Annotated in this window: 14 protein-coding genes and 1 pseudogene; 8 read left to right on the forward strand and 7 right to left on the reverse strand. The window is 56.9% G+C overall.

What is annotated here, in order from left to right; translation table 11 throughout:
• The first annotated feature begins 7 nt into the window (after positions 1–7).
• Together larB and larC are read left to right on the forward strand one after the other, a co-directional pair.
• Positions 8–799 (forward strand): nickel pincer cofactor biosynthesis protein LarB, encoded by a 792-nt coding sequence (gene larB, locus FE781_RS03655; protein ID WP_138788273.1) that lies wholly within the window; start codon positions 8–10, stop codon positions 797–799.
• Between the two features lie 10 nt (positions 800–809).
• On the forward strand, positions 810–1,673 hold the full coding sequence (gene larC / locus FE781_RS03660; protein ID WP_138788274.1) for a nickel pincer cofactor biosynthesis protein LarC: 864 nt from the start codon (positions 810–812) through the stop codon (positions 1,671–1,673).
• Between the two features lie 14 nt (positions 1,674–1,687).
• On the opposite strand, the gene larC2 is transcribed toward larC, so the two are convergent.
• Positions 1,688–2,242, reverse strand: a complete 555-nt coding sequence (larC2, locus tag FE781_RS03665) for a nickel pincer cofactor biosynthesis protein LarC2 (RefSeq protein ID WP_138788275.1) — start codon at positions 2,240–2,242, stop codon at positions 1,688–1,690.
• A gap of 151 nt (positions 2,243–2,393) precedes the next feature.
• On the opposite strand from larC2, the gene FE781_RS03670 reads away from it, so the two are divergent.
• Entirely contained in the window at positions 2,394–3,449 is a 1,056-nt protein-coding gene (locus FE781_RS03670) for a M23 family metallopeptidase (RefSeq protein WP_211346290.1), read from the forward strand.
• A 92-nt stretch (positions 3,450–3,541) separates the two neighbouring features.
• Here FE781_RS03670 and yunB read toward each other — a convergent pair whose 3' ends face one another.
• Positions 3,542–4,303 (reverse strand): sporulation protein YunB, encoded by a 762-nt coding sequence (yunB, locus tag FE781_RS03675; protein WP_138788276.1) that lies wholly within the window; start codon positions 4,301–4,303, stop codon positions 3,542–3,544.
• Positions 4,304–4,512: 209 nt separating this feature from the next.
• On the opposite strand from yunB, the gene FE781_RS03680 reads away from it, so the two are divergent.
• Positions 4,513–5,445 (forward strand): DUF6612 family protein, encoded by a 933-nt coding sequence (locus tag FE781_RS03680; RefSeq protein ID WP_138788277.1) that lies wholly within the window; start codon positions 4,513–4,515, stop codon positions 5,443–5,445.
• Positions 5,446–5,561: 116 nt separating this feature from the next.
• On the opposite strand, the gene FE781_RS03685 is transcribed toward FE781_RS03680, so the two are convergent.
• The 5 genes and pseudogenes from FE781_RS03685 to FE781_RS03710 all read right to left on the reverse strand — a co-directional run bounded on the left by FE781_RS03685 (position 5,562) and on the right by FE781_RS03710 (position 9,622).
• Positions 5,562–5,702: a sigma factor gene (locus FE781_RS03685; RefSeq protein ID WP_138788278.1), complete on the reverse strand. Its 141-nt coding sequence runs from the start codon at positions 5,700–5,702 to the stop codon at positions 5,562–5,564.
• Between the two features lie 356 nt (positions 5,703–6,058).
• Positions 6,059–6,859 (reverse strand): hypothetical protein, encoded by an 801-nt coding sequence (locus tag FE781_RS03695; protein WP_138788279.1) that lies wholly within the window; start codon positions 6,857–6,859, stop codon positions 6,059–6,061.
• A gap of 449 nt (positions 6,860–7,308) precedes the next feature.
• Positions 7,309–7,902, reverse strand: a pseudogene (locus FE781_RS03700) (transposase); the annotation flags it as partial.
• A 191-nt stretch (positions 7,903–8,093) separates the two neighbouring features.
• Positions 8,094–8,963: a TrmH family RNA methyltransferase gene (locus tag FE781_RS03705; RefSeq protein WP_138788280.1), complete on the reverse strand. Its 870-nt coding sequence runs from the start codon at positions 8,961–8,963 to the stop codon at positions 8,094–8,096.
• Positions 8,960–9,622, reverse strand: coding sequence for a potassium channel family protein (locus FE781_RS03710; RefSeq protein WP_138788281.1), 663 nt, complete (start codon positions 9,620–9,622; stop codon positions 8,960–8,962). Before FE781_RS03710 ends, FE781_RS03705 begins: the two co-directional genes overlap by 4 nt.
• Before the next feature lie 190 nt (positions 9,623–9,812).
• Between FE781_RS03710 and sspI the strand changes: the two genes are divergently transcribed.
• From sspI to FE781_RS03730, 4 genes are all read left to right on the forward strand, one after another.
• Positions 9,813–10,016 carry a small acid-soluble spore protein SspI gene (sspI, locus tag FE781_RS03715; RefSeq protein WP_138788282.1) on the forward strand — a complete coding sequence of 68 codons (204 nt, stop codon included), beginning with the start codon at positions 9,813–9,815 and terminating at the stop codon, positions 10,014–10,016.
• A gap of 312 nt (positions 10,017–10,328) precedes the next feature.
• On the forward strand, positions 10,329–11,942 hold the full coding sequence (locus tag FE781_RS03720; protein ID WP_138788283.1) for an extracellular solute-binding protein: 1,614 nt from the start codon (positions 10,329–10,331) through the stop codon (positions 11,940–11,942).
• A 117-nt stretch (positions 11,943–12,059) separates the two neighbouring features.
• Positions 12,060–13,025 (forward strand): ABC transporter permease, encoded by a 966-nt coding sequence (locus FE781_RS03725; RefSeq protein WP_138788284.1) that lies wholly within the window; start codon positions 12,060–12,062, stop codon positions 13,023–13,025.
• On the forward strand, positions 13,019–13,891 hold the full coding sequence (locus tag FE781_RS03730) for a carbohydrate ABC transporter permease (RefSeq protein ID WP_138788285.1): 873 nt from the start codon (positions 13,019–13,021) through the stop codon (positions 13,889–13,891). The genes FE781_RS03725 and FE781_RS03730 overlap by 7 nt, the downstream gene beginning before the upstream one ends.
• Positions 13,892–14,032: the final 141 nt, after the last annotated feature.

Below are 14,032 nucleotides of genomic sequence, written 5' to 3' on the forward strand. Positions count from 1 at the left end.
AGGGCATATGAAGCAGGAAACGGAACTGCTGCGGATTCTGGAGCGGGTCCGCGGCGGAGACCTATCGGTGGAGGAAGCGATGGAGCGGTTGAAGGACGCCGCCGGATCGCAGGCGGTCGCCGATCTGGGGTTCGCGCAGCTCGATCTGGAACGCAGCCGCCGCATCGGATTCCCGGAGGTTGTGTTCGGCGAAGGGAAGACGGCGGAGCAGATCGCGTCGATCGTGCTGAAGCTGCGGGAGCATTCGGACCGCGTGCTGGTGACGCGTGTATCGGCGGATAAGGCCGCAGCCGTAAAGCGGACGATTCCGGATCTGACTTATCACGAAACGGCGCGCGCGATCACCTGGCACAAACAGCCGATCGCCTGCGAGCATGACGGTTATGTGGCCGTCGTCTGCGCGGGCACGTCGGATTTGCCGGTCGCGGAAGAAGCCGCGCTGACGGTCGAATGTATGGGAAGCCGAGTTGAGCGCATCTACGATGTGGGAGTCGCGGGCATCCACCGGCTGTTCCGCAAGCTGGATCTGATTCGCGGAGCCCATGCGGTCGTCGTCGCCGCCGGTATGGAAGGCGCTCTCGCCAGCGTGGTCGGCGGGCTGGTCTCGGCTCCGGTCATCGCCGTGCCGACCAGCATCGGCTACGGAGCCAGCCTGGGCGGCATCGCGGCGCTGCTCGCCATGCTGAACGCCTGCGCGCCGGGCATCACCGTCGTCAATATCGACAACGGCTTCGGCGCCGGCTACGCCGCGGCGATGATCAATCGCAATCTGTCGAACGCCTCCAAAGGAAAGGGGTAACGGACTACATATGCGTATCGTCTATTTGGATTGCTTCTCCGGCCTGAGCGGAGACATGACGCTGGCCGCTCTCGTGGACGCGGGAGCCGACCGGGAATACGTCGAACGGGAGCTCGCCAAAATCGCGGTCGAGCCCTTCAAGTTGGAATGGAAGCGCGTGCTCAAAAAAGGCGTATCCGCCCTGAAGCTCGATGTCGTTACAGACCCGTCCCGCCCGCCGACGCATCACCGGCCTTATTCGGAGATCGTTCGGCTGATCGATGAAGCGGGGTTCTCTCCCCGCGCGGCCCGTCTCGCCAACGCGATCTTCGAGGAGATCGGCGTCGCCGAAGGACGGATTCACGGGGTGCCGCTGGAGCACGTTCATTTTCACGAGGTCGGCGCGATCGACTCGATCGCCGACGTCTGCGGCGTCGCGCTCGCGCTGGATTCGCTGGACGTCGACGCGGTATGGTGCGCGCCGGTTCCGCTGGGATCGGGAACGGTTCGGTGCGACCACGGTCTGTACCCGGTGCCCGCTCCCGCGACGTTGGAGATGATGCGCGGCCGTCCCGTCGCCGCCAGCCGGCACAGCATGGAGCTGACGACGCCGACGGGAGCCGGGATCGCCGCAGGGGTGGTCGACAAGTTCCACGTCGGCTTGCCCGATATGACGGTGGAATCGATCGGTTACGGCGCCGGAACGCGGGACTTGCCGGATCAACCGAACGTGCTGCGGGCGGTCGTGGGCACGTTGTCGCCCCAGCGAGCGCAGCGCGAAGGCGGTCTGCGCGTCGCGGGCCACGGACACGATCACCCGCACCCGCACGACCATTCCCACGTGCACGACCATTCCCACGCGCACGGGCACGACCATACGCACCCGCACAAGTAAATCCGGTCCTCCGTTTAGTTGCCGTTCCGGCGACCAAACGGAGGATTTTTGTCTTCGCCCGCCAGTTGCGGCTCGAATCGCTCGGCTCCGCCGGCTTCTTTCATCCGCCATAAACGCCGGGCTTCCTCGTACACCATCTTCAGCGGAACGCCGCCGTTTCGGGCCGCTCTCCGGCAGTCCTCGTATTCGGGAGCGTACTCCACCAGCCGTCCCCCATGATATCCCGTTTTGACGCGAACCGTCCCCCAAGGCGTATGCACCTCGTCGAAACGCCGCTCCAGCCGGTGGCAGGCGACGCTCGTGTAACGCAAGCCGAAGCTCGTCGTTTCCGCGAAAATAATGTCCTCCATCGCTTCCAGCCGGGTGCTGTGGACCAATACGTTCAGCATGACGCCGGGGCGTCCTTTCTTCATATAGATCGGTATCCAGAACACGTCGTTGGCTCCCGCTTCGAACAGCAGGTCCGCCACGTGTCCGCACCATTCCGGACTCATGTCGTCCAGATTCGCCTGGATCATGATCATGCCGTCGTCCACATGCTCCTCGCGGTGACCGTGATCGAACGCCATCGCATTTCTCCCCCTGACTCGGTTGCGGTTCTTTCCCGTTCATCGTACCACTAATCCCGCCGGGATGAAAATGGTCCCCATCCGCGGATAAATACAGCTTTCCTGCACAAATTATGTGGGAGAAAATCCTCGCCCCAGGAGGTGACCGAGGTTGCGTCTTCCCTTATGGACAGGGGCCGGCAGTCCCAAGCGCTGGGCTGTCCGCCTGTCGGCGGGATTGGCGGCGGCCGCCATCGCCAGCGCCGCTCTGCCGTCCGGCGCGAACGCCGCCGAATCCAAACCGGTTCCCAAAACCGTCTCTTATGCGGAACGCAAAGCGGTTTTCGAGGAGATCGGCTCCATCACGGGCATTCCCTGGAACTACCTGGCCGCCATCGATCAATACGAGCGCGCGCTCAGTCTCGCCATGCCGAAAAAACGGCCGCTGCGCCAAGGACTGACCGCGATTCAGGTGCCTGCGCCGCTCTGGGCGGGTCCCGGCAATCCCAATCAGGCGGACACGTCGCTTGCGACGATCTCGCTGTTCGGCGGCATCGGCCGCGACGGCAACGGAGACGGTGTCGCCGACCCTTCGCAGGATTTGGACGTGCTGTCGTCGATGGCCTCGTACCTGACCTCTTACGGCCTCGATCCCGCCGACTTCCGCGTCGCCGTCTGGCAGTATTACGGCTCGTTGCGAAGCGTGGAACGGATCGAACAGTTCGCCGGAATCTATAAACATTTCGGTACGCTGGATTTGCACCGGCACGCTTTTCCGCTGCCGCTCGGCAGCAACTATTCCTACCGCAGCACATGGGGCGCAAGCCGAAGCTGGGGCGGATTCCGGATTCACGAGGGCACCGATCTGTTCGCCCCGCATGGCGTGCCGGTACGCAGCACGTGTTACGGCGTCGTCGAAGTCATCGGTTGGAATCCGTACGGAGGCTGGCGCATCGGCATCCGAGACCCGAACGGAGTGTACCATTACTACGCCCATCTCGCCGGCTACGTCAAGCCGATAACCCGCGGCGACTACGTACAGCCGGGGCAGGTCATCGGCTACGTTGGGAGCTCCGGGTACGGCAAGCCGGGAACGTCCGGCAAATTCCCGCCCCATCTGCATTACGGCACTTACCGCGACAACGGCTTCCGCGAATGGTCCTTCGATCCGTATCCCCATCTGTCCAAGTGGGAACGGGAGGAACGGGCCGCGCGCCGCGCCAAATAAAACAGGACCGCTCCGGCTCGACCCGCACCTTCAATTGTCAGTGTGTCTAACAATTGGGGCGCGGTTCTGCTTTCGGGCGGTCCTTTGCGTATTTACGGCGCCGTCTGCGCCGACACTCCGGTTGCGTCTTCGTCCGGTTCCATGCGGAGAGACGGAAGCGAGACGCTCGGGGGAATGGCCGTATTGCCTCCGTTCGAGGGGTTGCCCTTCCCGTCGAAGAAATAAGCGGGCACATCTCCCACAACCAGCACATACGAGATGGGAACCTCCGTCTCGACCACCTCCGGCTTCGAATCGAACGGAATAATGATCGCGACCTCCGCCCGTATGCGAATATAAACCTCGACCAGCAAATTGTTGATGCCCGCGTTATGGTGGCGCGTCTGCAGGTTGGCTTCGACCGAACCGACCGGCGACAGCCTGACCGGTATTCGCGGCCCGAACGAGGCAATCACGGAACTGTCGAACGCCTGGCCGAGCGGGATGTGCTCCGGCATCTCGCCCAGCTCGTTCAGTACGCTTTGCACCGTGTTGATCGCATCCGCCGTCACCTTCATATGCGCGCTGTAATTAAGCGAAAACCCCTTGATTTTCCCCCCGCTGTCGGTTCGCCAGTCAATTAGGCGGTCCACGCCTTCCGTATTCGCCATTCGTTCCGTAATCGCTTTGTTGATGGCTTTGGTGGCGATTTGTTTCAGCCGCATCTGCGCGACGTGCATCAGCGGCGGCGCCAGATTGCGTTCGATGACGACCATCGTCTGCACGACCAGCAAAATAACCGCGAGCAGCAGGATCCACCGCTTGTATTTGCGCCTGCGCCGGGGACTGCGGCTACGCCAGCGTCTTCTCCACATGGCGTTCCTCCCTGGGATGGCCTCAGCCCGAGACAAGCGGGCTTGCGCTACCCATTGTATGCGGCGAACCCCCGAAAAAGAAGAGAACCTTCCGCCTCCGACCAACGACCCATTGGAGAAAAAATACAGGAAAAAAGCAGGATGTTCCTACTGTAAACATATGGTATAATACGCAAGGATCGGAATTCGGTCCGGAGAGGAGAGCTTGCATGGCTAGCACAAAAGCATTACCCAAACTGCTGGCAGCCGTATTGCTGACGGCAGGCACCCTGACGCTCGCCGCCTGCGGAGCCGGCAAAAATACGGACGGCGAAACGGGCAGCAGCTCATCGGCCAGCCCATCGGCCGCCGCATCGGCTTCTCCGCCGGCTTCGGCGCAACCGACCGTCCAGCCGTCGGCATCCCCGGCATCGCTATCGGCCGCGGATATTTACGCGAAATCGACCGAAGCGACGGCCAAACTGGACAGCTTCGCCGTCAGCATGAACATGAAGCAGTTGATCGATCAGGGCGGCAACAAACTGGATGTCGATACCGACATCGTCATGGATCTCGCGCTGAAGCCGAAGGCGGCCTTCAAGCAGCAGATGACCATGAAAGCGCAAGGCCAACAGTTGGAGATGGAGCTGTATCTGATCGAAGACGGCTTGTTCTTGAAAGAGCCGACGTCCGGACAATGGGCGAGATTGCCCGCCGAGCAACTGGAGCAGGTGATGCAGGGAATATCCCAAGAAGCGCTTGATCCCGCCAAGCAGTTGGAGAAAATGAAGCCGTTCCTGAACGACCTCGCGATGTCCGAGTCCGACAGCCACTATACGATCAAGCTGTCCGCGAGCGGCGACAAGTTCAACAACTTCCTCCGGAAGGAGCTGGAGAACAACGCCAGTCTCGGCGGCGGGGGAGCCAATCTCGGCACCCTCGGCATGAACGTAAAGAAGGCGGATTACACGTTCTCGATCGACAAAAAAACCTTCTATCCGGATACGATGAAAATCGAGATGGATATGGAAATGAACAATCAGGGGCAACCGTTCAACATCTCGCAAACGATGCAAGGCGAATATTCCAAGTTTAACGAAATCAAAGAAATCACCGTACCGTCCGAAGCTCTCAACGCGCCGGAGGTCACGGCCCCGCAGTAAATCGGTGTCAGGAAAAACCCCCCGCGCATTCGGATGCGTTGGTGGGGGTTTGTACGTTTGCGCCCGTGATATTCGTTACCCTTTCATGGTCGCGTTTTGGCCGGGACTGTACCAGTTTAGCTGTCCAGGTATTTGCACGCCTTGTAAAAAACCTCCTGCACCAAATCCTCCGCGGCGTGGGGATCTCCGGAGAGCGAATACAGATAGCGGCGCAAATCGCCGATATGCCGGCGGTGAGTGACTGTTGTGCAATTCAACTACAGCCCTCCCCGTATTCGTCCTGAATATAAAGAAAGAGAGCACCATTACGGGACTCTCTCACAGGAAGTATGAACAAGAGAAGGAGAGCGGCGGCACAACAGAAGCGACTCACATTTATTATGCCGAACTTGACCACGAACTGGTCCACGTATGAACAGTCGGAGACACCCGTTCTCGAATTTGTTGTCTGCGCATTCATTGCGTAGCCACCCATTTTTCACCGCAGACAACAGGTTTACTGCTATGCAAGGTCAGTTCGTTCACCGTATCTTTCAGCAATGCATAGCTCTGTTGCTCTCCGAGTTTGTCGAGACCGTTAATTTTCACTGTGCGCAACCTGCCTGCCGCGATCTTAAAATTTCCTAATGACGACCGTGTCTTTGCCCTTCGTGCCCGTATGATTTTTCCCCATTCGGTTAACGTCATCCCGATATACATCCATGAGTTCGCTGCGAGTAACTTTCGAATGTTTGGACTTCTCCAACCGCATATGGATCATATTCTTGCGCGCTTGTTCCATAATCCTGAATCTGGCGCTTTCCATAAGGCTTGGCCCCGTCATATTGGGGTCAACCAATAAGCCGTCTAATCTCTGCATCGTATGTTTCAGATGATGAACGTCCCATTCCAGATCGTGCACGATGTCGAAGAGATACTCGTTTTCAAGCAGCATGTCATCTTTCTTTTTAAAAACAAAACCCAATTCTTCACGTAAATGAAGATAAAAATAGATGATTTCAAAGGGGTGAAAATCCGTATTCGACAAATCTTCGTACACAATCCAAATCAAGGAATTTAGTACCTTATCTTCGGTTTTCTCCAGCGATGAAAAATCGTTTCGCAAAGCTTCATAGGCACTTTGGGCTTGTTGGTCATAGCCGTATATATAACACAGCTCTCTGACGGTTAATTTATTAACGGTGTAATGCCTCGATTTTTTTATGCAATCTTCGTATTGGATCAATCTCTCTTCCGGAAAAAAGGACTTAAACCTCGCGTACGCTTTCGGATCTTCAATCGTTTTATTGATCCGGGATCGATCCAAATTCCTATAAAAATTAATATTCTTTTCCAAAGACCAGTTTTTATTATGAAGGTCATAATACCAATGGCCCCGTCGCTTCCAACCATAACCGAGCATTTTGTAACTCATTGATGTACTCCCTTTTATAGATAGTGTACTTCTTTATTCTAAAAGAGATGATCGGTTATGCCAATCATTGGATAAAAAAATCGAAAACCACAACGCGAGTTTAGTCGCATTGCGGTCATTTAGCAAAATTATTGTCCATTTGTAGGGGAAAGGAGGTGGTAAAGGGGACAGGACAAATCCGTTACCGTCAGTATTCCCGACCTTGTTTTTCCACTCCAAACCTGATCTTGATCGCCTCAACCGCAATCGTTCGTCCAGGTTCGCAAACAGATCGACGATCGTTCTGCATTCTGGCACTGTGAAAGGGTAGGTTTGAAAATCGGCAATTTTCTGATTGTTCAACTTTATAAAATATCCATCGTCAAATTATAAGAATAGAAAAATGAGAGTTGGTGAAATTGAAAAAGTTGGCTCTTCGCCACTAGCGATGCTACCAGCCAAAATTAGCTCTACGAATTTCCAGAAAACCTTTGAAAGGCGAAGTTCAGCTTTCCTGCCAATACGTAGACCATAGCGATGATGTTCTTTTCGGAGCGGTAGCCTCGGGCCTTCCGTTTGGCCGCTTGAAATAAGCTATTTACGCCTTCGAGCAGACCGTTTGTCAGTTTGGATGAAAACCATCGGACGACGCCATCGTAGTGGTTTTGCAGCATTTTGGCGACTTCGACCATTGGAGCCAGTCGACAACGCAGTCCCCACTGAATCCAGTCTTGCAGCATCATGGGTGCGATTGCAGCCGGATAGCGATAGATCTCCTGGAGGATCAGCCGCATCCGGTAGGCTTTGGCGGTATCCAGATCGCAGTCCTTCAGTTTCGCCATCGTTTCTTGTTGCGCAGCAGTCAGATTTTCCGGGTTTTTCAACCACATATATCGCGTGTCTTTTAGTTCTGCGCAGCTCTTCCGTTCGGTACGGCGGACTTCATCAACGGCTTCGTTTGCTGCTTGAATGACATGAAACTTATCGAAGGTGATTGACGCTTTTGGGAAGTTCTCCTCTGCACCCTTGATGAAGGCGGGTAACATGTCCATGTAAACCCTGCTTGGCTTCCAGGCTGAAATCAACCCGATCGATATACCACGGCTCGGGAATATGAAGCAGTTCTTCCAACTGACCTTCCTTAAGATTTGCTACAAACATATGAAATATGAAAACACCTCATCCTCTACTGGTCTCTTAATTTCCAGTATTGACAGGTGTTCGCACTTTAAACAGCGAAGAAGCTTACTTTTATTCACGAACAAGAATTTTTATCTGGGGAAAACCCCCGCTGCCTCAACGCCTCGAACAGCACGACCGTTCCCGCCATCGCCACATTCAGGGACTCCGCCGCGCCCTTCATCGGGATAATCAGCGTCGTGTCCACCTCCGCCTGCACCTCGGGGGACAAGCCTTGGCCTTCGTTGCCCAGCACGATCCAGGAGCCGGCCCGCAGATCGGTCTCGTAGAGCGTCGCCTTCGCCTGCAGGCTCATGCCGATCGTCCGGTGGCCCGCCTCCCGGGCTTGTCTGAGCCACTGGGGCAAATCCGCCGCGATCACCGGCAGATGGTACAGCGATCCCATCGTCGAACGCAGCGTCTTCGGGTTGTATAAATCCACCGTTCCACGGCCGAGCAGCACGCCGTCGGCTCCCGCCGCGTCCGCGCTGCGGATGATCGCGCCGAGATTCCCGGGGTCCTGCACACCGTCCACCGCAACGACGAGCGGAGCCGGCCGTCTCAGCAGAGCCGCCGGGTCCTGAGAAGGCTTGCGCACGACAGCGGCCACTCCCTGCGGCGTCTTCGCATCCGCCAGCTTGTCCATTACGGCCGGGCTGACGCCGATCCATTCGATCCGGCTGCTTCCCGCCGCTTCTTCTGCAGCCGCGCCGCCGACCGCAACCGGCGCGAACTCGCGGAGCTCTTCCGGCATCGGCCGATCTGCCGCCAGCAGCACCGTCTCGATGTCGGCTCCGTGGCGAAGCGCCTCCTGGACGAGATGAACGCCTTCGATGATATATTTGCCCTGGCGGTCGCGGTGCTTGCGCTCGGCCAACTGCGCCCATTCCTTGACCCTCGGGTTTTGAACCGATTGAATCTGAACTTCCGTTCTAATGTTTGTCATTCCTCGAACGCCCGCTCCATGCGATGCAGGTCTTCGTTTTTGCCGACGACGACCAGCACATCCTCGCTTGTGATAAGAACGTCGGCCTGCGGCGCGATGTCCATCCGGTCGCCCGATTTGACCGCCATGACGTTGCAGCCGAACTTCGCCCGGATATCGAGCTCGCGCAGGCTTTTGCCGATCATTCGCCCCGTCGGCTTGAGCTCTTGAATGCTGTAGTCGTCCGACAGCTCAATGTAGTCGATGACGTTTGGGGAGATGAGATGCGTCGCCACCCGCTGCCCCATATCCCGCTCCGGATAAATCACGCGGTCCGCACCGATTTTTTGAAGCACCTTGCCGTGAAGCTCGTTTTGCGCCTTGGCCACGATCGTCCCGACGCCCATATCCTTCAGAATCAGCGTGGTCAGGATGCTGGACTGGATGTCCTGCCCGATCGCCACCACCACGACGTCGAAGTTCCGCAAGCCCAGCGCGCGCAGCGTCTCCTCGTCCGTCGCATCCGCCTGCACCGCATGCGTGACGATATCGGACAGCTGCTGCACGCGATCCTCTTCGCTGTCGATCGCCAGCACCTCGTAGCCTTGATTCGCAAGCGTACGGGCGACGCTGGAGCCGAACCGGCCGAGGCCGATGACGGCGAACAATTTGCGAACCATTCGGATTCACTCCTTCCATTAATCCGATTATAGCACAGGCAAGCAGCACGCTTCACGCCGGCCGCGCAAAGCGAACGGGCGCCATCCCGCCTGAATAAACGGCCGCGATCCGACGCACGTTATTACGGACGACACCGGCGAGCGGCGCAAGCCGTCTGTCTCGCAAATGGACAAAATCGGAGGTCGAACCATGAACCTGAACTTACGTCAGGCCATCATTCAGCGAGTTGCAGGCAAATCCGATGACGAACTGTACGAAGTCATCCGCGATTCGATCGACGGCGATGAACGGGCGCTGCCCGGACTTGGCGTCCTGTTCGAGATTATCTGGAAAGGCTCCGACGATACGACCAAGCACTCCCTCGTAAGTACGCTGCACAACGGTTTGACCTAATCTTCCCAAGAGCGCCGGGTTTGCGTCCCGCGCGCTCTTTTTCTCCCCTTTTGCCGACGCGGCGTACCTCCTCCCTCCATTTTACCCAGTCGAAAAATCCGGATTCCGATTTTATTATTTTCTACCGCTTTAGCATTTTCCACTTGCCAAAAAGCCTGTAGCAACGGGCATCCGGCCGCCTCCCGCCGCCTTCGACCGAATTTGCCAAGAGCCGGGAAAAAGCGTCGTTTACAAGCCGCTCCAGCGATTTCTACAATAAAAATGCAAATCGGTCCAACGAGATGCCATATGAGAAAAGGGAGGAATTCAAGCATGTCGAACAAAAAGTCGGCTGCAATCGCTTCCATGATGCTGCTTGCTTCGATCGCCGCCGGTTGCAGCGGATCGGGCAAGGAGCCGGCCGCCACCGGCGAAGCGTCACCCTCGCCCAGCGCAACCGCGACCGCAACAGCGGCTCCGGCGCAATACGGCGATACCGGGGGACTCCAGCTTCCCATTGTCGACAAGCCGACGACGCTGACATGGATGCTGGTCAGCGACAACACGGATCTGCAAAACTCGTTGATCGTCAAAGAAATCGAGAAACGCACGGGGATCAAGCTGGAAATTCAAAACTACTCCTCTCAGACGTACAAGGACAAGCTCAAAATCGTCGTCGCTTCGGGCAAGCTGCCGGATATTTTCCACGGCTTGACGCAAGCCGAGGTCAACCAGTTGGGCATGAACGGAGCGGTGACGCCCATCAATCCTTATATCGACAAGCTGCCCAACTTCAAGAAGCTGTACGTCGACGATCCCAAAAACAATTGGGTCATGAAATCATGGTCGGACGAAAAAAACAACATGTACACCTGGCCGATCTACGGCCTGCAGCGCGACGTCAACCACGGCTTCCTCTACCGCAAGGACATTTTCGACAAGCATGGCATCAAAGAATGGACCAACACGGAAGAATTTTATCAGGCGCTTAAAAAGTTGAAAGAATTGTATCCGGATTCATACCCGTACGCGTCCAAGACGAAAGAGCTCATCTTCCGCGACTGGGCGTACGGATGGGGCATAGGGGGAGCGCAATTTCCCGCTTATTATGACGAGAAGTCGAAAACGTGGAAGCTCGCCTACACCCAGCCGGAATACAAAGAAATGCTGACGTTCATGAAGAAGCTGTATGACGAAAAGCTTCTCGACCCCGAGTTTATTACCGATACGGATGCCTCCTGGACGGCCAAGATGACGTCCAACAACAAGGCGTTCGTCACGTTCGACTGGATCGGGCGGCTGGAGCAGTTCGCCACGCAGGTCAAATCGCAAATTCCGGATTACAACCTCCGCTACGCCAATCCGGTCGGGCCGACGGGCAACGTCCGCACCCTGCCGAAGATCGACAACTGGGGCATCGTCGTGGCGAACAACGACAAGAAGGAAATCGCTCTGAAGCTGCTCGATTATCTCACAAGCCCATCCGGCTCTTCCCTCGTGACGATGGGTGTGGAGGGCGAGACATACAAGCTGGAGAACGGCAAACCCGTATATCCGGAACTGAAGGACATGGCGACGGTCGACATCAAGACGCTGGAGAAAAAATACGGACTGTGGCTGGAAGGGATGTACCTCCGTCCGGACCGCCGCAGCGTCTATTACAACTTCACGGAAAAGGAACAGGAAGCGCAGGACAAAATCGTGAAGGCGAACAAGTTCGAGCCGGAAGACCCGGTGCTCAAGTTTAACGAAGCGGAAACGAAGACGATCGCGGAGCTTCGGGCGACGCTCGAAAAAGCGGCCAACGAGTTCAGCACGAAATTCGTCATGAACAAAAACTACGGCGACGCGCAATGGAACGAGTGGCTGCAAAACGCGGAAAAACTCGGCGCCTCGAAATATATCGCCGCGTACAACGAAGCGCAGAAACGTTACGACGCCAATTAATCGAAGTTCGGCACGTCCGCCGTTCAGGCGTTCGGCCGGCGCCCGGCGCCCGGGACCGCCGTATCCGGCTTATTCCGGCGGTTCCGGGCGCCGGCCCATCATCCGGAGGGATTACGTATGTCGACGACAAGCATGGAGTTGGAAAGTCGGCCGAAGCGGAACCCGCCCCGCTCGAGACTGGCGGAGATCGGGCGGCACATCCGCCGCGACCGGCAACTGCTGATTTTATTTTTGCCGTGTCTGATCTTTTACGCAATCTTCCGCTACGGGCCGCTGTACGGGCTCATCATCGCCTTCAAGGATTACAACGTCTATCAAGGCATTCTCGGGAGCGAATGGGTCGGGTTTGAGCATTTCCGGCGTTTTTTCGACAGCCATGACTTCTGGCTGCTGTTCAAAAACACCTTTCTGCTCGGACTTTACACGCTGTTCTGGGCGTTTCCGATGCCGATCCTGTTCGCCCTGCTGCTCAACGAGGTGCGGCTGATCGCCTTCAAGAAGGCGGTGCAAACGTTCAGCTACCTGCCTTCGTTCCTATCCGTCGTGATCGTCAGCAGCATGGTGATCGATTTCCTGTCGCCGACGCACGGCCTGGTGAACACGGTGCTGAACGCGCTCGGCTTCGAGAGCGTGTATTTCCTTGCGTCGCCGGAATGGTTCCGCACAATCTACATCTCCTCGGAGATCTGGCAGCACATGGGCTATGAGGCGATCATCTACCTGGCGGCCATCGCCGGCATCGACCCGACCCTCTACGAAGCGGCGAAATCGGACGGAGCGTCGCGGTTCCAGATGATGCGCCACATCACGCTGCCGAGCATCCTCCCGACGATTCTCGTGCTGTTTATCATCAAGAGCGGCAACGTGTTCCGCGTCGGCTACGAGAAGGTGCTGCTGCTGTACAATCCGACGACGTACGAGGTGGCGGACGTCTTCTCCACGTTCGTCTACCGCAAAGGGCTGCTGGAGACGAACTACAGCTATGCGGCGGCGGTCGGATCTTTCGAAGCGGTCATCGCGCTGATTATGCTGCTTCTGTCCAACGCCATCAGCAAGAAGGTTGGAGGCAAAGGCTTATGGTAAAACGAAGCGCACTAAACCGCCTCACCTGGTTCGACTTCGTCCTGATCGTTCTGCTCAGTCTGGTCGGAGCCGCAACGTTGTATCCCCTTCTCTATATCGTCGCCATCTCGTTCAGCGATTCGGCGAGCATTGTCCAGAACCGGGTGTTTCTGTGGCCGAAGGGGTTCAACATCGACGCGTACAAGCAGATTCTGGAGAGTCCGCGAATTCCGCGGGCGTATATGAACACCATCCTGTACACGGGGCTCGGCACGGCGATCAATCTGCTCATGACGGCCGTCGCCGCTTACCCGCTGTCCCGCCCCGGCTTTTTCGGTCGGCGGTTTTTCATGGTGGCGATCGTGCTGACGATGTTTCTGAACGGAGGCATCATCCCGACGTTTCTGATCGTGCAGAAGCTGCACCTGATCGATACGATCTGGGCGATCGTGTTGCCGAACGCGATCTGGACCATCGAGCTGCTGATTCTCAAGAGCTTCTACGAAAACATGTCCGGTGCGCTGCGGGAATCCGCGCTGATCGACGGCGCTTCGGAATACCGGATTTTGTTCTCGATCATCATCCCGCTGTCCAAACCGGCGCTCGCCTCCATCGGACTGTTTTATTTCATGGGCCATTGGAACAGCTTCTTCCTCCCGATGATTTATTTGAACGACGCGAAGCTGTATCCCCTGCAGGTTGTGCTTCGGGACATGCTGCTGTTCGACACGGCCAAGGAGACGGGGATCGCCGAGCAGGCGATGCTGACGCCGCAGGCGCTCAAGAACGCCACCATCTTTATCTCGATGATTCCCGTGCTGCTGATTTACCCGTTCGCCCAGAAGTATTTCGCCAAAGGCATCATGCTCGGTTCCGAAAAAGGATAAATCGGCATCCCCACAAAGGGATCGGGCCGCAGCCGTCGAAGTATTTACGGACAACAACGGGCCGGCTCAGGATAAACGGATCGCCTTCATGAAGAGGTCGGAGCGTTTGCCGCTGAAATACAAGAACCGTTAGAGAGCTTC

This window comes from Paenibacillus thermoaerophilus (assembly GCF_005938195.1).
Taxonomy (GTDB): Bacteria; Bacillota; Bacilli; order Paenibacillales; family Reconciliibacillaceae; genus Paenibacillus_W; species Paenibacillus_W thermoaerophilus.